This window comes from Gemmatimonas sp. (assembly GCF_031426495.1).
Taxonomy (GTDB): Bacteria; Gemmatimonadota; Gemmatimonadetes; order Gemmatimonadales; family Gemmatimonadaceae; genus Gemmatimonas.
The window spans coordinates 19623-38410 of the sequence record NZ_JANPLK010000026.1 but is presented as its reverse complement, the minus strand read 5'-3'; the positions used below and the strand labels follow the sequence as shown (position 1 = coordinate 38410).

The following is an 18788-nucleotide window of genomic DNA, read 5'->3' as shown; positions in this document are numbered from 1 at the left end:
TCCGGTGACAGCACGACTTCGTCAGGAGCCTGCGGTGGTGGCGGCGTCGCGCCCGGCGGCAGGGGCTGCGCCGGCGGTGGCGGACCCGCGACGCGAACCACGATCTTGCGATCGGATCCGTCGAAGCGCATCGACACCAGTCCTTCGTTGCCTGCCCACACGTACAGCCGCGTACTGTCCGGACCCACATGCGGCACGTTGCGTCCCTGCTGCGACTGCCCGCTGCCCGTCCAGGCGATGCGCGTGACCTCGCCGCCACTCGCTGGGATCGAGATGTATTCCAGTTCGCCGTTCGCGATGTTGCCGAAATCCTCGAACTGCCGCAGTCGACTGAAGCGCGACCCGCGCACCGCCATGATGCGTGATCCGTCCTTCGTGTACGCAATCTTGTCGTAGAACGCCGCCGCGCGCGTGAGTCGCTCGGCCGGTGCGCTGCCGTCGGCGCGCACCCGATAGATATGCCCACCCACCGTATCACTCCACGTGACGTACGCGAGGTAGCGACCATCCGGTGACCACACCGGTGCATGCTCCACCGTGGTACCGGTGGTCAGGCGTCGCGGATTACGGAGCTGTGCCGTTGAATCGATGTCACCGGCATACACGCGGTCGAGCGCCGTGAAGGCGAGCGTGCGACCGTTCGGCGACGGACGCGCACCACGGATCTGCGTGACCACCAATGTCGAATCGTTCACGGGGTACTCGAACTTCGCGAGCGCGCCCATTTGCTGATCCACCTGCGCCGTGAACGGCACCGCGGTGACCGCGCCCGAAGGCACCTCGACGCGCCAGATCTTTCCGTTGTAGCTCGTGATCAGCGCTTTCGAATCGGGCGTGAAAGCCGACGCCGGATACAGATCGCGATCGTTGCCGCCACCGCCCTGCGAGTTGTCGCGCTGCACATCCATCACCAGCCACCGTTCAGCGCCGGTGCTTAGATCGCGGAGCTTGAGCGCGCCGCGCGCATCATAGCGGGTGGCATACACCAGCCATTTGCCGTCGGGACTCGCCACCGGACGAAACGCTCCCTCCACCTCGTTGGTGCGCACCAATGTACGCCCCGAGCTGCGTTCGAATTGCGCGATCTGATACTGCCCCACCCGACGCGCATTGCTGCGCGCCTCGTGCTCCTCCAACTCTTCACGCGCCGAGGACGCGTGATCGTCGTGCAAGGCGCTCGCCAGTGTTGCCGGTACGCCGCCACTCACGTTCACCCACAGGTAGCGCGCATCGCCCGACGGCGCGGCGGCCAGATGCGAGGGCACTGCACCCGTGGGCGCAGCAGCCCCCTCGGCGCGCAGTCCGGTCAGCTGCACACCCGAGCCACCACTCGTGTTGAACATCCACAACTGCCCCACGCGTGTCGCGATGATGTACTGCCCGTCGGCCGACCAGATCGGCGAGGCGAAGTTGATCCGCTCACTGCGCGTGATCAGACGCGGCTTCGATCCGTCGGCGTTTGCGATCCACACGTTCTTCGACCCGTTCCGGTCGCTCACGAACACGAGGTGCTTGCCGTCGGGCGAGAAGCGGGGCTGTTGATCCCAGCCAGTGCCGCTGGTAATGCGGGTCGCCGTTCCCCCCGCAATCGGTAGCGTATACAGGTCGCCCAGAATGTCGAAAGCGATCGTCTTCCCGTCGGGCGACACGTCGAGGGACATCCACGACGCTTCGTCGGTCGTGAATCGGAGTGTACGCGGCGTAGCCAGCGGGAGCCCGCCGCTTCGTGCCACCGCGCGGACCGCACTGTCATGCTGCGCGGGCGTTTGTGCGCCAGCCGGCGCGGCGACGAAGATGGCGATCGCCAAAGAGGAACCGATCAGGCGCTGCAGCGTCATACACTGGTCTCCAATACCACGGTGAAGTCGCGGGCGGTCCCGCGGCGACGGGTCATATGCGCGAAGCTACCGGGAAACCCCCATATTCGACAGCATGCGATTTCCACGACTGCCGCTTGTCGGCCTGTGTTCGCTCGTCTGGGCGACGGCCCTCGTTGCTCAACCCGCGGGGCCACCGTCGGTCATCCCCCACAGCGTGTGGCAGGCGAAGCCGCCGCTCGGCATCCCCGCCGATGCAGCGCGCCGCAACAAGAAGGCCGGCGACTCACTCTCGTTTCGCGAGCTCACGGTCACTGTGCTGCAAACCCTGGTCGACTCGAGTGGCGAGAAGCCCGTCGACGTAGCGCGCGTGAGGCTCGCCACCAACGGTGCGAGCGAGGAACGCGTGGTGCGCGAGGGTTCGGCGTTCAACTGGCGCGGCTTTCACCGCGCCGTCGTCGCGATCTACGGCCCCGGTGAACTCGGCGCCGGACTGGTCGCCCTCGAGGTGGCTACGATCGCGTCATTGCCCGCCACTATTGCCAATGCCAGTATCGCCGGTGGCGCCGATATGCGATTGCGCATTCCGCACGCCATCTCGCACGTCACGCTGCATCACACCGGCGACAGCAAGCCGCTCACGCGGGCCGATGACCCGGCCCAGCGACTGCGCAACCTGCAGTCATGGGGCGCCAGCGATCGCAACTGGTGGGATGTGCCCTATCACTTTCTGCTCGACCTCGACGGACGCGTGTTCGAGGGACGAGACTGGCACTTTCAGGGCGAGACCAACACCACCTACGATCCCGGCGGACACTTTCTCATCAGCATGATCGGCAACTACGACGTGCAGGAACCGAGTGTCGGGCAGCTGGAGGCCATCGCCGATTTGATGGCGTGGGCGTTGAAAGCCAACAACCTGCCCATCGATCGCATTGGTGGCCACTACAACTACGCCGAGACCGGCTGCCCCGGAAAGTATCTGCGCCGGTATCTCGAGGACGGCACGCTGCGCCGCATGGTGCAGCAACGACTGAACGCGCGGTGAGCTGACGCCCGTTACGGCGTCGGCTTGCCGGCGGGCCGTTTCAGTAACCGGTCCACTCGCGCCGACAGCTCGTCGCGTAGGCCAGGCGGTGCGCTATCAGGGAGCAGGTTCCGCAACTCATGCGGATCTGCCTGCAGGTCGTACAGTTCGTCCATTCCCTTTAGCTCGTCGTAGCGGATGAACTTGTAGCGATCCGTGCGCACGGCCTTGTATCCCATGCCCTTGATGCGTGGGAATTCCGTATCGGAGTAGTACTCGATCAGCAGCTCGTCGCGAATGGTCGAGGAATCATTGCGCAGGGCGCGTAGCAGCGAGCGCCCATCCATCGTGGCCGGTATGGTCGCGCCGCCCAGTTCGAGCACCGTCGGCGCGATGTCCACGTTGCTGGCCAGCGCATTCGGCTTCACGCCGGCAGGAACGACGCCCGGGTAGCGCACGATGAGCGGAATGTGCGTACTCGGCTCGTACGCCAACCGACGTTCCTGCGCCAACCCGAACTCGCCATAGAAAAAGCCTTGATCGCTGGTCACGATGAACACCGTTTCGTCGAGCACGCCCTTCGCTTCCAGCGCCTTGATCACCACACCGATGCCGCGATCGACCGCGAGCAACATGCGCAGTCGATCGCGCACGTACTTGTCAGGTAGCCCGCCTTTCGGACTGCGCAGATCGTTGGCATCGACCGGGCGCTGGAGCGCCGGCTTGCCGGTTAACGGCGCGCGCCAGCTGATGTCGTGCGGAATCGAATCGTGGGCAAACGCGCCTTCGTCGCCGGGCGCCGGCGGGAAGGAGCGCACCTGATTCGGATAGATCTCCGGGTGCGCCGCCTTCTGTGCGATGAACGCCAGAAACGGCGTGTCGGCCGGCGCGGCCTTGATGAACGACACCGCATGCGCGGTCAGAATATCTGTCATGTAGCCTTTCACGCCGGCCACCACGCCGTCCACGTTCAGCGTCGGGTCGAAGTAGACGCCCTGCCCGACGAAGCTCACCCAGCGATCGAAGCCGGGCCGTGGCGAATCATCCTCATGCCCCATATGCCATTTGCCGAAGAAGCCGGTGTGATAGCCGGCGTCCTGCAACAACTTGGGAAAGGTGACGAGCTGGTGACTGAGCTCGGCGCGCTCACCGTTGTCGACGATGCCGTTGTGGAACGGGTACTGCCCCGTCATGAACACGGCGCGACTGGGCGAGCAGAGCGGTGCCGAGGTGAAGAAGCGTCGGAATGAGGCGCCTTCGGTGGCCAGCCGCTTCAAGTTCGGCAGATCCACGAACGGGTGGTCGACCATGTCGTCATAGCGGACATCGTCGAGCAGGATGAACACGATGTTGGGACGTCGCGTTGGAGCGGTCGCGGTCGCGGTAGCGGGCACCGAGGCACCACGGTCGCCAGCGGTACAGGCCGCGGTCAGTGCCAGGAGCAGCGTGCTGGCGAGAACCACCCGATGCCGTGCCCGGGATGAACGCATTCCGACGCTCCGTCTGCCTGAGGGTAAGGACTGGCCGGTACCGGCCGGCATTCCGGCAATGCAGAATCGCCCGGAATGTCGTACAATATGGGGTGGTTGGCTCGGAGCGTGTCCGCCTCTGTCCGGCCCCGTGGAGTCTCCGTTGTGCTCGCCGCGCCACCACAACCAGAGGACCTGCTCATGACGCCGTTCACGCCATCGCCGCTCTCCCGCCGCCAGTGGCTCAAGTCCTCGGGTCTCGTGGCCGGTGGAGCCATGGCCACCGGATCACTGACGCCCTCAGTGCTCCCGGCGCTGGAAAGCGACGTCACCCACGTGATTGACGGGCAGACAACGGCGGCCGGCTTCGCCGCGCATGAGCAAATGGTCGGCGCAGCCCGTCGTGCCGACGGGCCCATTCGCCTCGCCTCCAATGAGAACCCGTACGGCATGGCACCGAGCGCCCGCAAGGCGATCGAGGCCGGTTGGAAGCAGCACGCCTGGTACGGGGCGCCGTCGCTCCCGAGTCTCAAGCAGGTGTACGCCGATTCCGTGGGCGTGCCGGTTGATCACATCATGATCGTCGCTGGCTCGAGCGAGCTGCTGAGCATCGTCTGTCTTGCCTACGGCATGAAAGGCGAAGTGCTCACCGCCTGGCCCACGTACGAGGGATTGCCGCGCTACGCTGAGTCGCTCGGCATCAAGGTGCACAAGGTGCCGCTCGCGGCGGATCTCACGCATGACCTCGACACCATGGACCGTCGTCTCACGCAGGCGGTCGATCTCACGTTCGTGTGCAACCCGAACAATCCCACCGCGAACGTCACCGACAACGCAAAGCTGCGCACGTTCGTGAGCAACGCCTCGCGTCGTTCGATGGTGCTGGTCGATGAAGCGTACCACGATTTCGTGACCGACCCGTCGTACACGTCGCTCGTGGACATGGTGAAGAAGGGCGAGAACGTGATCATCTCGCGCACCGGGTCCAAGATCCACGGCCTCGCCGGCCTGCGCACCGCGTTTGTGATCGCGCGTCCTGATATCATTGCCCGACTGCAGCCGCTCAGCACGAGTGCGCCCGGTGTGTTCGGTGCCCTCGGCGCGGCCGCGTCGATTCAAGACACTGCGTTTCAGGCGATGTGCAAGCAGCGCAACAACGAAGGCCGCGAGATCATGAAGACGGCGATCGCCAAGATGGGACGCAAGATGACCGATTCGCAGACCAACTTCGTGTTCTTCCACGCCGGCATGCCGGTGGAACAGGTGCAGAAGGCGATGCTCGCCAAGGGCTTCATGATTGGCCGAGCGTTTCCGCCGTACACCGACTGGGCGCGCATCTCGATCGGTACGCCCGACGAAATGCGCGCCGTGGCGGCGGCGTTGCCGGATGTGATCAGCGGTGCGCCGAAATCACTGGGATCGTCGGAGCGCTGACCTCCACGGGTGCGGGGACGGCACCGTAGCGCCGTTCCCGCTTCGCATAGTCCGCAAACACCGCGTCGAGATCGGCGGTGGAGAGATCGGGAAAGTTCACGTCGAGAAACGCCAGTTCGGCGTACGCGCTTTCCCAGAGCAGAAAGTCGGACAACCGCCGTTCGCCGCCGGTCCGCAGCACGAGGTCGACCGGCGGCAGGATGTTCGTGCTCTCCAGCGCATCGCCACGCCCTTCGGCCATCGCGAACGCTTCGTGAATCGCTGCGCGGCTCGAGTAGTCCACGGCCACGCGCAGATGCATGCGGCTCCCGTGTGCCGTCCGGGCTTCGGTCGCTTCGATCGCCTCGCACAACGCGCGCGGCAGGCGATCGCGCCGGCCGATCACCGACAAGCGAATGCCGTGCTTGAGCAGCTTGGCCAGCTGACGCTCGAGGTGCGACGCGAACAGATCGAACAGAAAGCCCACTTCGTCCGCCGGACGCTTCCAGTTGTCGCTGGAGAACGCGTACAGCGTGAGTTGCTCCACGCCGCGCTGCGCGCAGTAAGACACGACTTCGCGCGCGGTCTGCGCGCCACGCGCGTGTCCCATCCAGCGCGGACGTCCTTTGCCAGTGGCCCAACGGCCGTTGCCGTCCATGATCAACGCCAGATGTTGCGGTACACGCGTCATGCGCCTCCCACGCGCTTGATCAGCGCTTCCATATGCGACAGATACCGCTCGAGCGCGGCGCGACCGGCGGCCGCAAGTTGGTACTCGGTGCGCGGTACGCGCCCGTCAAAGCCCTTCGTGCACGTGATGTAGCCGGCGTCTTCAAGCTTCCGGGCGTGCACCGACACGTTGCCATCCGATGTCTCGAGCAGCGCCTTGAGTTCGTTGAACGTGAGCGATGCATGCACGGCGAGCGCACTCACGATCGCCAGGCGGACCCGCTCGTGGATGAGACGATCGAGCGCCATCGGCGTCAACGCGTCTCCGTCGATGGCCTTCAAGGGCGTTCCCTCGTCACGCGGTTCGCGAGGTGGTTCGTCACGACGGGCGCGCGCGGCACTGCCAGCACGCTTATCCACCGTGCCTCCGCGCGATGCGGACGCCGAACACCAGGTGCAGTATGCCAAAGCCGAGCGCCATCATGAGATCTCCGTCGGCGGCGGGCACGAAGAGCGCGAGCACGCCGAGTGTGATGAATCCGAAACCCATCAGCGGCACGGCCCGGACGGAGAACGTACCGGCCGTGGTGACGCCCATGCCGTACAGCAACAACCAAAGACCGGGGAGCACGCGCGCGGTCAGATGCGGTTGAATGCCCGGTGCGTATGGATCGACGAGCGCGAACGTGAGTACGGCACCGGCGAGGATCGCGGGCCAGAAGCTGAACAGAAATTTCCGGGCCGGGACGCTGAGCAGGCGCGCGCTGCCGTTACCGACGCGTTTCCGCATCTTGGCGTACATCGCCGCGCCGCCGATCGATGCGGCGATCGCGGCGGCAGCCATCCACACGGCCAGCCACCGCTGCGGGTCTGGTTGCCGGTGGGCCATCGCCGCGGCCACAACTGCCACGGCACCCACCCACACGAGTCCCCACCCCGGCACGTCGGTGAATGACGCCGCGCCCTCCATGGTGCGCCTGATGAACGACAGGTCTTGTAGGGCGCGGTCATGAAGCGCGGGCGGGTCCGACAACGGGGCAGCCATACGACTAGTATCAGCACCCTTGCGGCATGTGTCAAGTACTTTACATTACAAAGTGCAATACGGTCGCCGATTGGTCCCCCATTCCCCGGAGTCTTCCATGCGCCGATGGCTGAAACGCTTGCGCGGCACCCTCGTGATGGCCCTGCTGTGGGCCGTTGGGTGGGGCCTCGCCGGCCTGCTGATCGGCGTCAGCAGCCTCCTGCTGCCGTGGTTGCCGTGGGACGCGTTCTTCGCGGTCTTCGACGCGCCGCTACCCGCGTTGGCGGTGCCGGGCTTCTTCGGCGGCGCGCTCTTCTCGGTGGTGCTGAGCCTCGGCGAACGCCGGCGACGCTTCGACGAGCTCTCGGTGCGCCGCTTCGCAGGCTGGGGCGCCCTCGGTGGTCTCCTGCTCAGCATGATCCCGACGTCGGCGCTGTTACTCGGATCCAGCTCGCGCTGGCCGCTCGCGGCCATCATCATGGTGCCGGTTACCCTGCTCAGCGCCGCATCGGCCGCGGGGTCGCTGTGGCTGGCGCGACGCGCGAACGGTCATCAGGAGCTCGAAGGCGGCCGAGCGGTCGACGATCTGTGGCTCACCGACGGTCTGGCGCGGGATCTCATGACACGGGCCAAGTAATGCCGAACTGGATGAAACGGGTCCGCGCCACGCTGGGCATGGGGGTGCTGTGGGCCGCCATCGGGTTCGGTGTGGGAGGTGTCATCGAGCTGCTCGACAACCTGCTCCCCGGCGAGCTCGCGATGGCGTCGCGTGTGGACATGTGGCCGCAGACGCTCGCGATCCCCGGCTTCATCGGCGGCGTGCTCTTCGCGATCGTCCTCATGATCGCGGCGCGGCGTCAGCGCTTCGACGAGCTCTCGATGCCGACCTTCGCCGGCATGGGGGCAGTGGCCGGCCTGGCGCTCGGCGGGATCGCGATGGCCATCGGGGCGCCCGTGATGTTTCTGGGCATCATGACGTTGGCCGGTACGGCTGCCGCGACCGGCCTCCTGCTTCTGGCGCGAGGACCGGGCGCCTATTTGCGGAAGCGGTTCGGCGGTGACGACCGTACGCGTTTGGAACCGTGAGTCGCGTGGCCACGCCACGTTGCCCATACTTCACGGCACGCCATCTGCCGTACCGGTTTCACTTCGCGAAGGATTTCCGTCAAGATGAAAGTTGTCGTCACAGGCGCTGCCGGCATGGTCGGCAGCAACATCGTGCATGGACTGAACGCCATCGGCATCGATGATGTGATCGCCGTCGACGATCTCACCGACGGCCAGAAGTACCGGAACCTGAACGGCGCGCAGATCAGCGACTACTTCGACAAGTCCGACTTCTACCAGCGCTTCGCGCGCGGCGAATTCGGCCAGGTAGATGCCGTGCTGCATGAGGGCGCCTGCTCCGATACCATGGAGCACAACGGCCGGTTCATGCTCGACAACAACTATCGCAACTCCAAGGACCTGCTCGACGCCTGCCAGCGTCAGGGCACCCGGCTGCTGTACGCTTCCTCGGCCGCGACCTACGGCGGGAGCGCCTCGTTCCGCGAAGAGCCCGAGTTCGAGCAGCCGCTCAATGTCTACGGCTACTCCAAGCTGCTCTTCGACAACGTCGTACGCCGCATGCTGCCGCACGCCGGCCACCAGGTGGGGCCGCAGGTGGTGGGCTTTCGCTATTTCAACGTGTACGGCCCACGCGAGCAGCACAAAGCCCGCATGGCGTCGGTGGCGTTCCACCATTTCAATCAGTTCCGCGAAAGCGGCAAGGTTCGGTTGTTCGGCGAGTACGGCGGTTACGCACCAGGTGAGCAGTCGCGCGACTTCGTGTTCGTGAACGACGTGGTCGCGGTCAACCTCTGGTTCCTCGAGCACCCCGACCAGAGTGGCATCTTCAACCTCGGCACCGGCCGCGCCCAGCCCTTCAACGACGTCGCCGTGGCCACGGTGAACGCCGTGCGCGCGCTACGCGGTGAGGCGGCACTGCCCATCGCCGACCTGATCGCGCAGGGCCTGCTCGAGTACATCGACTTCCCCGAGGCGCTGAAAGGCAAGTATCAGTGCTTCACGCAGGCCGATCTCACGCAGCTGCGCGCTACCGGTTGCGACCATGTATTTGCCGACGTGGCCACGGGGATCGCGAGCTATGTCACGTGGCTGGCGGCGCAACCGGCGGTGTGAACGATCGATTGCTGTTCAGCCAGGGCCACGGATAACAGCGGAAACACACGTTTCCGGCCTGACACGGATACGAACTGATGCGAACAGATAGCAACGGATGCTCGTCGTTGCGCGACCGACTCGGCGGCTCAACCGCTGTTCATTTTCAATGATTGAAACGTGCGCCACGACCAAAGCGCCGTCGTGGCCACCGACCAGATCCGTTCGCAGCCGTTCCTATCGGTTCGTATCCGTGTCAGACAGGAGGCGCCCGTTTCCGTTGCTATCCCGAGTGGCCGTACAGGCCGCGATGATATCAGACACAGATGCAGTCAATCAAGACGCGAACGACATCGTCCGTAGCGTTTCCTTAGTCCCGGCTGCCGAACTGAAACGTGAATGGCGCTGCCGCCACTTCGACGGTCAGTTTTCGACCATTGACCACCGGCGACTTCAATTGGGCTTGCGCCAGAAATTGGCATACAGATCGACCGAAGCCGCGGTGCGACTCCGACACGATCATAGCAGTCCCCTGCACCACTCGTCCGTTGGTATCGACGACGAATCTCGCCACCACACGGCCGTCACGGACCGATCGAAGGTCGGCGGGATACTCCGGCCCGCGACTTCCCAACCGAAATTGCACGAGGGAGTCATCGCTGGGCCACGTTACCGTGGTATCGAACGCCGCGACCACCAGATCGCGACAGGGTCGCGGTGCCGAGGCGGGCGCCGGTTCGTTCAGCACAATTGGTGCGACCAACAATGAGGCGACCGAAATCAACAATGCGTGATACATGAAGGCTCACTGTGGAATGGTGTGCCGAGTCCCGACGGACCGCGGCATCATACACCGACGAACATGCAGCCTCGCGCGCTAACGCGCACCTACGGGCGTGAGGCGATACAGCTGCACCTGCTCCACATCATCGTCGTCGCGCGCGCGGCCAAGCAGGAAGTCCACGCCAACCTGCAGCATCGTGAAGTTGGGCGGGAGCGCGACACTGCCGAGGAAGCGACCGGCGGGATCGAGAACATCACAGCGGCGCGCGGGCTCCCAGGGAAGGCGGGTGCGCACAATCCAGAGCCGGCCCGCAGGATCTACGTGCATGGCCTCCGCGACCGGCACGAATTGTGGCAGCGGCAGCCGGTCGCTCAGGAAGTCCTCGTAGAACAGCTTGCTCGTCTGTCGCGTCTCCGCGTCGAGTTCGGCCTGTCGCCACCGCGTCCAGATGTCACGCACCTCGATGGGCCGGGCGTTCCACGTCAGCGTGCCGATCCGCTTCGCGGCGAGCGACCACACTTCGATCGTCGGCGTGCCATCCCGGATGAGATAGATCTTGTCGGTGGACGCGGCCACAATGGGCTCTGGCGAGAACGGGATATACGGAAAGCGCATCGAGCCGCCGAACGCATGCACCATGCGCTCACGCGACGGCAATTCGAACAAGGCGGCGCGCTGCATGCCCGTCGAGTCGTACACCGCGAATCGGTAGCGGGTCGAAATGCGCTGACCCGGAGCGCCCTGCAGTCTTGGTGACGCCGTGGCACGCGCGATCAGATGCGAACCGGCGGTGGCGTCGAGGACTGATTGCACCGCTCCCGGAATAGACTTGAGCGTGAGTTGCGGAAGTACTTTGCCAGAGAAGTCATAGCGATTCACCCGCGCATGCGACATGTCGTTGGCCACCACCGTAGCCCCGTGCACGCGCGGGACGATCGCTTCGTTCTCATCGAACTCCCCCGGCCCGCCGCCACGCCGACTGGCCGACGTGAGAAACGTTCCGCGCGCGTCATACAGCCGCAGTTCGCCCGTGGAGCTGTTGCCGACCGTGATCCGTCCGTCCGGTAGGCGCACGGCGCCATACACGCGATCCAGCTGATACGCCGGTCCTTTATCCTCGGCGCCAATCGTCAGGATTGGCGCGGCCGACAGGCGAAACGGAGCGGCAGACTGGGCATCGGCCACCAGTGGCGCACAGAACAGTGCGAGCGATGCGACGAGGCATGAGACGCGCCGTACTATCGGCCGCGACACGCCCAACGACAGTGCGTGCATTGCAATGACTCCAATAGAGCAACCTGGGAAGACGCACAGCGGCGTTCGCCTGCGGTCCTAGCGCACGGCACGATCGTAACGCCGCGACAGCGGCCGCACAATGTTTCGACCGCCTCTAGCAGGAGTAGCGCAGCGTGTGCTGGCCAACTCCTTGCAGTCCGATTTGGCGAGTGACCAGCGCGCCGCTGTGGCACCCACCCCACCTCTGGAGACAGACTGATGAGTGCCAGTGTTACCGCCCCGACATTGAAGGGCAACCTGCTCACGCTCCGCGACGGCAACACGATGTACTTCAAGGACTGGGGCACCGGGCGACCGATCGTATTCAGTCACGGCTGGCCGCTGAGTGCCGATAGCTGGGAAGCGCAGATGCTGCACCTCGCCGACAATGGCTTCCGCTGCATCGCGCACGACCGGCGCGGACACGGCCGCTCGAGTCAATCGTGGACGGGCAATGACATGGACACCTTTGCCGATGATCTCGCCGAACTCATCGACGCGCTTGACCTGCGCGAGGTGACGCTCGTCGGCTTCTCCATGGGAGGAGGCGAAGTCGCGCGCTACGTCGGACGACACGGCACCAGCCGCATCGCGCAGGTCGCGCTCATCTCCGCCGTACCGCCGCTGATGCTCAAGACCGACGCGAATCCCGACGGTCTCCCTATTTCCGTATTCGACGGCATTCGCGCGGAGTCGATCGCCGATCGCGCGCAGTTCTATCGCGAACTCGCCAGTGGGCCGTTCTTCGGATTCAACCGCCCAGACGCCAAGCCCTCGGCCGGCGCGATGGAGTGGTTCTGGATGCAGGGCATGCTCGCCGGCCACAAGAGTACATACGACTGCATCAAGGCATTCTCTGAAACGGACTTCACCGAAGACCTCAAGAAGTTCACGATGCCCACGCTGATCGTGCACGGCGACGACGATCAGGTCGTGCCGATCGGTGCGGCCGGGCTCGCGTCGGCCAAGCTCGTGAAGGGGTCCACGCTCAAGGTGTACCCAGGTGCGCCACACGGGCTGACCGACACCCACAAGGCGCAGCTGAATGCGGACTTGCTGGCGTTCGTGCAGGGATAGGCTCTTGAGGCGCTTGCAATTGCAAGAATAGGCACATATTTTTTCAGACATGCCAGCGCGTACCACGCTCCGCACCAAGCCCGATCCGGCGGCGGTGATCGCCCAAGCGGCGCTCGCCGCCGCCGAACGTTTGGGGCTCACCAGTCGCCACCTGGCCACCGTCATCGGTGTCAGTGAGGCCTCGGTCTCCCGCATGCAGAACGGCCGCGGCGTCGATCCGGCCAGCAAGGAAGGCGAGCTGGCCCTGATGTTCGTGCGGCTCTTCCGGTCGCTCGACGCACTCGTTGGCGGGGACGACGCCAAGGCGCGCGCCTGGCTGCACGCCACGAACGATCATCTCAGCGGCGTCCCCGCCGAGCGAATCCGAACCATCGAGGGCCTGGTGGATGTCGTCCAATATCTGGATGCAATGCGCGGGCGACTCTGAGCTTCGCGCGCTACGGCTGGTCGCGTGGCGTGTGGTGGAATCGCAGCACGAGGTCTCGACCCGCAAGCTGGTGACGTCGGCCGCGGAGCAGGAGTTGCTCGAGGAGCTTATCGATCGCGTGAAGCCGCCGGTCACCGTCGGGGCGCGTTTGCACTACCTCCTCTTCACGCCGTTCCGGTATCCGCCGCTGCGTCATGGCTCACGCTTCGGCACGCGACACGAACGCGGCATCTGGTACGGCTCCGAGCAACAACGCACCGCCTTCGCCGAAGTGGCCTACTACCGGCTGCTCTTTCTCGAGGGCACACATGCCGCGCTCGAGCCGGTCACCACCGCGCTCACGAGCTTCACCGTGCGTCTGCGCGGCACACGTGCGGTCGATCTTGCGGCACCGCCGTTCTCGGATCATGCGGCCGAAATCTCATCGGCCGTCTCGTATCGGTCGTCTCAGACACTTGGCCGCGCCATGCGCGACGCGCAGGTCGAGCTGTTCCGGTTTCCCTCGGCCCGGGATGCCGAGCACGGGACGAACGTGGGAGCGTTTTCACCTGCCGTGTTTCATCAAGCCACACCGCAGCACTTTGAGCGCTGGCATTGTACGGCCACACGAGACGCGGTGGACTTCACACGCGGCGACCTCACGCGAGTGCGCGACACGCACCTGTTCGAACGGGCGCAGTTTCTGGTGGACGATCGATTGCCGTGGCCGTGAGCCGCAACGCGTAGCCAGGCTCCGGAAAGAGCAGCTCGTTGCCGTCGGGATCGAGCAGCTGTAGCGAGTCGTATCCCCACCAGGTGTCGGCCATGGGTACGTGTCGCGATGCGAGTTCCTGTCGCAACGTCGCCAACGCGACGGCGGTGAGCTCGATGAACAATCGCCCCGTCCCGACGCGCGACTCGGCTTCACAGAGAATGATCTCGCACTGACCGCGATGCACCTGACATACCGTGGCCGCGTCATTGTCGGTAAGCCACTGCTTGGCAAAACCCAGTTGCTCGATGTAGTACTGCGCCGCGCGGTGGATGTCGGCGACGAAGAACACGGGGCGCGTGTACCAGCGGTCCTGGTCTAGGGCCGATGCTGGTGTCGGGTTCGTCATCGAGACTCCGATTAGTGACTGGGGGACTCGATCGGCGACACACCGGTTGCCGAGGGCCCTCGACATCCCTCGGTCCGGAGTTACCCCCGCATGCGCCCGATTTCAACTGTCTCCGTACTCGCCGCGTCGGCCTGTGCGCTCGCCGCCTGCTCCGCCAGCGACGCCACGGCCCCGGTCGCATCGGTGGCGGCCCCCCGATTCGCGCTGGTGAACGAAACCGGCACGCCGATGGCCTGCAACGCCAGCGCGCCGGTCACGGTGAGTGTGACGACGCTCGACCGACGTGGCCGCTCGACGCCATCAGCTGGCACGGTAGTGAGTTTCCGCGCCATGAATACGTTCACCGACCTGTTTGCCGGCGTCGGTATTACGAACGCCAACGGACAGGTCAGTGACCAGATCACGGCCGGACGTGTGCCGGGACGCCCGATCGAGGTCGAGGTTCGCTCGGTGGAAGCCGTCACCGGTGTGGCCGTCACCCATCTCTCGCTCACACGCGCGGTGGTCATGGGCGCTTCGGCCAAACTGGAGGGCGCGTTCTTCCGCGAAAGTAGCTCACCCATTATCGGGAGCACGCCGGCCTCGGTTAACCTGCTGGTCACGCCGGGCTGCGCGTTGGGCGCGGGTCCAGAACCAATCCTGATGGGCGACACGCCGGTCGAAATCACGCTCACCACCGGCGCGCTGGTGAATCGCACGTTGACGGGGTCGAGCAATGCGCTCACCGTCTTCCTCCCGTCGAACCTGCCGAGCGGCGTACTTCGCGTGAAAGTCGGATCGGCGGCAACGGGAATCGTGCAGTGGGAGCAGGCGATCTAGTCGGCACGCCTCATGGGCGCACCGTGACCGTGATCGGTGCGCTCACGCGCTCCTGCTCGGCGCCGAACACCCGTGCGCGCACCTGGTACTGTCCGGCATCGACTGGTCGCGAGCCGCGATCCCGATCGCTGGCGTCGAGCGCCCAACGATCACGGATCACGACGCGCGCTCCGGGGGCGAGCTGAATCGGCGCAAACGCAATCGCCGCGCAGATGCGGCCGGGCAGCTCGACCGTACGGCCAAACCCGTCACTGACATGGTACGGCGGGAAACAGGCATAGCTGCGCGGATCGGCGATCTGCACCACGCGGGAATCGCGGTTCACGACCGTGACCTCAACGTCGATCTCTGCCGGTTGCACGGCCGACGTCGCGCTGAGCGACAGCGAGATGTCGAGTGGGGACGAGACCTCGGTGGCGCTGCGACAGGCTGCAAATCCCAAGGCGATCATCGGCAACAGCTTGGCAATCGTGGTCATGACGTTCCTCGGTTCGGAAGGGGATACGCCACGTAAACCGCGGCGAGCGGTCAGCACGTCACCGCCGCGACGATCGACCCCTCAACGCGGTGGCTTGCTGCCGTTGTCCATGTCGGACGCGATCAACCAGCGGCCGTCGCGAGCCCGCCGCAAGGTCAGCGTGAACTTGCCCTCGTCGCCCGGCGCGTTGCCGTAGCTGTAGGCGCCGATGATATACCCAACGCTGTCGGCGTGCGCGTACGCCAACGCCCGGAGGCGCAACGCGCCGCCGCCCTGTCCCTCGTACACGCGGGCCAACGCAGCGCGTCCACGGGCCGGGGCGCGACCGGGCTGCAACACGAAGCCGTCGTCAGTGAAGAGCGCCACCAGCGCCGCGACATCGCGGGTCCGCCACGCGCGCTCGTAGTCGCGCAGCACACGGTCGAGCGCCGGCGGCAACTGCACCGACGGGAGCGTGTCGACCAGGATCGGAAGCGCCGCATCGTACCGTTTCGAAAGTGCCGACACAATTCCCTGCAAGGCCTCGCCATACCGGCGTGCGCGGAACGCCGGCGTGGCCGCGATACAGATCGACGCGGCGGCCGAGTCGGGGATGAACGCGTTCGCACCGACGCCAAGCTCGATGCGACAGTAGCCGCGCCCATCGGCCGACCTCTCTTTCGGGATCAGTAACACGATCGTCCCCGCCTGCCGCGCACGTCCCGATCGTGCGCCGACGCCCCACGCGTTGCCGATGCGACGCGCCATGTCGCTCACATCGAGTCCCTCGAGCGTCGCGCGCGTCACGACTACCACCTCACCCTCGGTGCGACTTCGGATACGCAGCAGGGCATCCTCGATACTGCGGCGCGTGGAATCGGGGAGGACGTGCGCGTAGTCGTTCACGTAACCGACGGCCTTCGGCACGGCAAAGCTCGAGCCCTGTGCGTTTGCAGAGCCGACTACCAGCACGCCACGTACGCTCAGAACAAGCGCGGCGACGAATGCCGTTACGGTGACTCTGCAGCGCCCGCTCCGAACGATGTGCGTCAAGTGCATTGCCCTCGACTTCGCAGTGGACAGAACCGAGTGTCGACCCACGCGGGTGCTGGTCGCCGGTCAGCGACGAGGACTCCGCTGTCGACCGAACACTATCGCCAGAACGATCTGCGCCGCAATCTCGCCACCCCGCCCGGCGAACCGCTCAGCCTTGATCATACGCATCTCGCCACCTTTTGCCCGCGGCCGCATTCGGACCCGCCCCATTACGTCCCATCGCCGCGCTCTACCGGGAATGACGAGCGCGACGTCCACCCAGATCCCGACGCGCAGTCTCCACGTTTTGCATGGCGGACACGACTAACGTGACGCATACTCCTCAGAGAAGATTCGATTTTCCTACGCCGGGTCGGAGGTCTCCTCGATATCGGCATAGACTTGTTACGAGGCGACGCCCCATGTCTTTGCACACGGATGTCAGCACGCCCGACCACTATCACAAGGTGGTCGACTGTCAGTGGGCTTGTCCCGCGCACACCAATGTCCCGGAGTATCTCCGGCTGATTGCGCAGGGTCGGTACACGGAATCGTACTTGCTGAACCGCGAGTCCAATGTTTTTCCGGGCATCCTTGGAAGAACGTGCGACCGCCCCTGCGAGCCCGCCTGCCGACGCGGCCGCGTCGACGGCAAGCCCGTTGCCATTTGCCGCCTGAAGCGTGTCGCCGCCGATCTCCGCGACGACATCAGCGCCTATCTCCCGAAGCCGGTCACCGATCGCAATGGCAAGCGAGTCGCGCTCATCGGCGCCGGCCCGTCGTCGCTCACTGTGGCCAACGACCTGCTCCCCCTCGGATACGAGGTCGTGATCTACGAGAAGAACGCGCAGGCCGGTGGCCTCATGCGCGTGAACATTCCCTCGTTCCGACTCCCCGAGCAGGTGCTCAACGAGGAGACGCAGTGCATCATCGACATGGGTGCCGAGGTGCGGTACAACACCTCGGTGGAAAGCCTCCGCACCCTGCTCGATGAGCAGTACGACGCGGTCTTCGTGGGTAGCGGCGCGCCCAAGGGCAAGGAGCTCGACATTCCCGGGCGCTGGGATCCGGCCGTGCGCGACCAGATCCACATCGGCATCGAGTGGCTCAGCTCCGTCCACTTCGGCCACATCGAATCGATCGGCGAGAATGTCCTGATCATCGGCGTCGGCAACACCGCCATGGACTGCTGCCGCACCTCGCGCCGGCTGGGCGGCACCAACACCAACGTGATCGCTCGCCGCGGACGCAAGTTCTTCAAGGCGTCACCGTGGGAACTCGAGGACGCCGAGGAAGAAGGCATCCACATCATCGAGAATCACGCCCCGAAGCGGTTCGTGATCGAAGATGGCAAGCTGGTCGGCATGGAGTTTGAGCGGCTGGAGTGGAGCGAGTCGAAAGGACGTCAGACCAGCACCGTGATCGACACGATCATCATGCCGTGCGATACCGTCATCCTCGCGATCGGTCAGGATAACGCGTTCCCGTGGATCGAGCGCGATATCGGCATCACATTCGACCAGTGGGACATGCCGGTGGTGAACAAGGCATCGTTCCAGTCGTCGCGCCCCGACGTGTTCTTCGGTGGCGACGCCGCCTGGGGACCGCAGAATATCATCTGGGCCGTCGAACACGGACATCAGGCCGCGATCTCGATTCACAAGCACTGCCTCGGCGAGGATGTCACGAATCGCCCCGCGCAGGGTATGCACTTGATCAGTACGAAGATGGGCATGCACTCGTGGATGTACAGCAACGAGTTCAACCCGTCACCGCGTGCACAGATGTCGCACGCCGAGCTCGTGAAGCGATTCGCCAGCGTCAGCGAAGAGGTAGAGCTCGGCTACACTCCGGAGCAAACCGCGACCGAAGTGCAGCGCTGCCTGAATTGCGATATCGAAACACACTTTACGGCGAAGCTGTGCATCGAGTGCGATGCGTGTATCGATGTATGTCCGGTGAACTGCCTCACAATCGCGCCGGTGGCCGAGACCGAAGCAGAACTCCGCACGCGGCTCAAGGCGCCGGCGGAGAACCTCTCCCAGGATTTGTATGTGTCGGACGCGTTGCCGCAGACACAACGCATCATGGTGAAAGACGAAGACATCTGCCTGCATTGCGGCCTCTGCGCTGAACGTTGCCCCACCGCCGCGTGGGACATGCAGAAATTCTCCCTCGTATTGCCCTATGCCTTCAGCGCGTCGGGCACCGTCGTTCCGGTGAGCGTATGAGTGC

General features: G+C 65.0%; 19 protein-coding genes and 2 pseudogenes. 10 read left to right on the top strand and 11 right to left on the bottom strand.

The features are described from left to right. Window positions 1-1838: pseudogene (locus tag RMP10_RS07510) on the bottom strand (hypothetical protein); the annotation flags it as partial. Between the two features lie 94 nt (window positions 1839-1932). On the opposite strand from RMP10_RS07510, the gene RMP10_RS07505 reads away from it, so the two are divergent. After that, entirely contained in the window at window positions 1933-2865 is a 933-nt protein-coding gene (locus RMP10_RS07505) for an N-acetylmuramoyl-L-alanine amidase (RefSeq protein ID WP_310569744.1), read from the top strand. Between the two features lie 11 nt (window positions 2866-2876). On the opposite strand, the gene RMP10_RS07500 is transcribed toward RMP10_RS07505, so the two are convergent. After that, entirely contained in the window at window positions 2877-4334 is a 1458-nt protein-coding gene (locus RMP10_RS07500; RefSeq protein WP_310569743.1) for a sulfatase-like hydrolase/transferase, read from the bottom strand. 144 nt (window positions 4335-4478) lie between these two features. On the opposite strand from RMP10_RS07500, the gene RMP10_RS07495 reads away from it, so the two are divergent. Further along, window positions 4479-5747 (top strand): histidinol-phosphate transaminase, encoded by a 1269-nt coding sequence (locus tag RMP10_RS07495; RefSeq protein ID WP_310569742.1) that lies wholly within the window; start codon window positions 4479-4481, stop codon window positions 5745-5747. Here the strand turns inward: RMP10_RS07495 and uppS are convergent. From uppS to RMP10_RS07480, 3 genes are read right to left on the bottom strand one after another with little or no spacing between them, the layout of a single operon-like run. Further along, window positions 5707-6417 (bottom strand): polyprenyl diphosphate synthase, encoded by a 711-nt coding sequence (uppS, locus tag RMP10_RS07490; protein WP_310569741.1) that lies wholly within the window; start codon window positions 6415-6417, stop codon window positions 5707-5709. The genes RMP10_RS07495 and uppS overlap by 41 nt on opposite strands. Further along, the gene (locus RMP10_RS07485) at window positions 6414-6815 is read right to left on the bottom strand and encodes a transcriptional regulator (protein ID WP_310569740.1); all 402 of its coding nucleotides are present in this window, start codon (window positions 6813-6815) and stop codon (window positions 6414-6416) included. Before RMP10_RS07485 ends, uppS begins: the two co-directional genes overlap by 4 nt. Next, the gene (locus RMP10_RS07480; protein WP_310569739.1) at window positions 6808-7440 is read right to left on the bottom strand and encodes a hypothetical protein; all 633 of its coding nucleotides are present in this window, start codon (window positions 7438-7440) and stop codon (window positions 6808-6810) included. The genes RMP10_RS07485 and RMP10_RS07480 overlap by 8 nt, the downstream gene beginning before the upstream one ends. Window positions 7441-7537: 97 nt before the next feature. Between RMP10_RS07480 and RMP10_RS07475 the strand changes: the two genes are divergently transcribed. The 3 genes from RMP10_RS07475 to rfaD all read left to right on the top strand — a co-directional run bounded on the left by RMP10_RS07475 (window position 7538) and on the right by rfaD (window position 9600). Then, a complete protein-coding gene (locus tag RMP10_RS07475; protein ID WP_310569738.1) occupies window positions 7538-8056 on the top strand; it encodes a hypothetical protein in 519 nt (172 codons plus the stop codon). Window positions 8057-8067: 11 nt separating this feature from the next. Continuing rightward, entirely contained in the window at window positions 8068-8505 is a 438-nt protein-coding gene (locus RMP10_RS07470; RefSeq protein ID WP_310569737.1) for a hypothetical protein, read from the top strand. 84 nt (window positions 8506-8589) lie between these two features. Then, window positions 8590-9600: an ADP-glyceromanno-heptose 6-epimerase gene (gene rfaD / locus RMP10_RS07465; protein ID WP_310569736.1), complete on the top strand. Its 1011-nt coding sequence runs from the start codon at window positions 8590-8592 to the stop codon at window positions 9598-9600. Window positions 9601-9949: 349 nt separating this feature from the next. Here rfaD and RMP10_RS07460 read toward each other — a convergent pair whose 3' ends face one another. Both RMP10_RS07460 and RMP10_RS07455 read right to left on the bottom strand, forming a co-directional pair. Then, complete coding sequence (locus RMP10_RS07460) at window positions 9950-10378, bottom strand: energy transducer TonB (protein WP_310569735.1); 429 nt, start codon at window positions 10376-10378, stop codon at window positions 9950-9952. A gap of 78 nt (window positions 10379-10456) precedes the next feature. Next, window positions 10457-11638, bottom strand: a complete 1182-nt coding sequence (locus RMP10_RS07455; protein ID WP_310569734.1) for a hypothetical protein — start codon at window positions 11636-11638, stop codon at window positions 10457-10459. A gap of 219 nt (window positions 11639-11857) precedes the next feature. Between RMP10_RS07455 and RMP10_RS07450 the strand changes: the two genes are divergently transcribed. The 3 genes from RMP10_RS07450 to RMP10_RS07440 are packed head-to-tail and all read left to right on the top strand — an operon-like array spanning window position 11858 to window position 13854. Then, entirely contained in the window at window positions 11858-12715 is an 858-nt protein-coding gene (locus tag RMP10_RS07450; protein WP_310569733.1) for an alpha/beta hydrolase, read from the top strand. Between the two features lie 49 nt (window positions 12716-12764). Further along, window positions 12765-13142, top strand: a complete 378-nt coding sequence (locus RMP10_RS07445) for an MbcA/ParS/Xre antitoxin family protein (RefSeq protein WP_309671694.1) — start codon at window positions 12765-12767, stop codon at window positions 13140-13142. After that, window positions 13102-13854 carry an RES family NAD+ phosphorylase gene (locus tag RMP10_RS07440; protein ID WP_310569732.1) on the top strand — a complete coding sequence of 251 codons (753 nt, stop codon included), beginning with the start codon at window positions 13102-13104 and terminating at the stop codon, window positions 13852-13854. Before RMP10_RS07445 ends, RMP10_RS07440 begins: the two co-directional genes overlap by 41 nt. Here RMP10_RS07440 and RMP10_RS07435 read toward each other — a convergent pair. Then, window positions 13781-14242 carry a VOC family protein gene (locus tag RMP10_RS07435; protein WP_310569731.1) on the bottom strand — a complete coding sequence of 154 codons (462 nt, stop codon included), beginning with the start codon at window positions 14240-14242 and terminating at the stop codon, window positions 13781-13783. The genes RMP10_RS07440 and RMP10_RS07435 overlap by 74 nt on opposite strands. 90 nt (window positions 14243-14332) lie before the next feature. Here RMP10_RS07435 and RMP10_RS07430 point away from each other — a divergent pair, with 90 nt between their 5' ends. Further along, the gene (locus RMP10_RS07430) at window positions 14333-15061 is read left to right on the top strand and encodes a hypothetical protein (RefSeq protein WP_310569730.1); all 729 of its coding nucleotides are present in this window, start codon (window positions 14333-14335) and stop codon (window positions 15059-15061) included. Between the two features lie 10 nt (window positions 15062-15071). Here RMP10_RS07430 and RMP10_RS07425 read toward each other — a convergent pair whose 3' ends face one another. The 3 genes and pseudogenes from RMP10_RS07425 to RMP10_RS23395 all read right to left on the bottom strand — a co-directional run. Next, window positions 15072-15539, bottom strand: coding sequence for a hypothetical protein (locus RMP10_RS07425; RefSeq protein WP_310569729.1), 468 nt, complete (start codon window positions 15537-15539; stop codon window positions 15072-15074). Between the two features lie 81 nt (window positions 15540-15620). Beyond that, window positions 15621-16007: a DUF4440 domain-containing protein gene (locus RMP10_RS23400; protein ID WP_345785783.1), complete on the bottom strand. Its 387-nt coding sequence runs from the start codon at window positions 16005-16007 to the stop codon at window positions 15621-15623. Between the two features lie 36 nt (window positions 16008-16043). Further along, a pseudogene (locus tag RMP10_RS23395) lies at window positions 16044-16577 on the bottom strand (TPM domain-containing protein); the annotation flags it as partial. 398 nt (window positions 16578-16975) lie between these two features. On the opposite strand from RMP10_RS23395, the gene RMP10_RS07415 reads away from it, so the two are divergent. Further along, window positions 16976-18784, top strand: coding sequence for an FAD-dependent oxidoreductase (locus RMP10_RS07415; RefSeq protein ID WP_310569727.1), 1809 nt, complete (start codon window positions 16976-16978; stop codon window positions 18782-18784). The last annotated feature ends 4 nt before the right edge of the window (window positions 18785-18788 follow it).

What these genes read in the sequence shown, in the direction of transcription:
- RMP10_RS07505 (WP_310569744.1), top strand. Translation starts at nt 1,933, where the DNA reads ATGCGATTTCCACGACTGCCGCTTGTCGGCCTGTGTTCGCTCGTCTGG.
- RMP10_RS07500 (WP_310569743.1), bottom strand. Translation starts at nt 4,334, where the DNA reads ATGCGTTCATCCCGGGCACGGCATCGGGTGGTTCTCGCCAGCACGCTG.
- uppS (WP_310569741.1), bottom strand. Translation starts at nt 6,417, where the DNA reads ATGACGCGTGTACCGCAACATCTGGCGTTGATCATGGACGGCAACGGC.
- RMP10_RS07480 (WP_310569739.1), bottom strand. Translation starts at nt 7,440, where the DNA reads ATGGCTGCCCCGTTGTCGGACCCGCCCGCGCTTCATGACCGCGCCCTA.
- RMP10_RS07475 (WP_310569738.1), top strand. Translation starts at nt 7,538, where the DNA reads ATGCGCCGATGGCTGAAACGCTTGCGCGGCACCCTCGTGATGGCCCTG.
- RMP10_RS07470 (WP_310569737.1), top strand. Translation starts at nt 8,068, where the DNA reads ATGAAACGGGTCCGCGCCACGCTGGGCATGGGGGTGCTGTGGGCCGCC.
- rfaD (WP_310569736.1), top strand. Translation starts at nt 8,590, where the DNA reads ATGAAAGTTGTCGTCACAGGCGCTGCCGGCATGGTCGGCAGCAACATC.
- RMP10_RS07460 (WP_310569735.1), bottom strand. Translation starts at nt 10,378, where the DNA reads ATGTATCACGCATTGTTGATTTCGGTCGCCTCATTGTTGGTCGCACCA.
- RMP10_RS07455 (WP_310569734.1), bottom strand. Translation starts at nt 11,638, where the DNA reads ATGCACGCACTGTCGTTGGGCGTGTCGCGGCCGATAGTACGGCGCGTC.
- RMP10_RS07450 (WP_310569733.1), top strand. Translation starts at nt 11,858, where the DNA reads ATGAGTGCCAGTGTTACCGCCCCGACATTGAAGGGCAACCTGCTCACG.
- RMP10_RS07445 (WP_309671694.1), top strand. Translation starts at nt 12,765, where the DNA reads ATGCCAGCGCGTACCACGCTCCGCACCAAGCCCGATCCGGCGGCGGTG.
- RMP10_RS07440 (WP_310569732.1), top strand. Translation starts at nt 13,102, where the DNA reads ATGTCGTCCAATATCTGGATGCAATGCGCGGGCGACTCTGAGCTTCGC.
- RMP10_RS07435 (WP_310569731.1), bottom strand. Translation starts at nt 14,242, where the DNA reads ATGACGAACCCGACACCAGCATCGGCCCTAGACCAGGACCGCTGGTAC.
- RMP10_RS07430 (WP_310569730.1), top strand. Translation starts at nt 14,333, where the DNA reads ATGCGCCCGATTTCAACTGTCTCCGTACTCGCCGCGTCGGCCTGTGCG.
- RMP10_RS07425 (WP_310569729.1), bottom strand. Translation starts at nt 15,539, where the DNA reads ATGACCACGATTGCCAAGCTGTTGCCGATGATCGCCTTGGGATTTGCA.
- RMP10_RS07415 (WP_310569727.1), top strand. Translation starts at nt 16,976, where the DNA reads ATGTCTTTGCACACGGATGTCAGCACGCCCGACCACTATCACAAGGTG.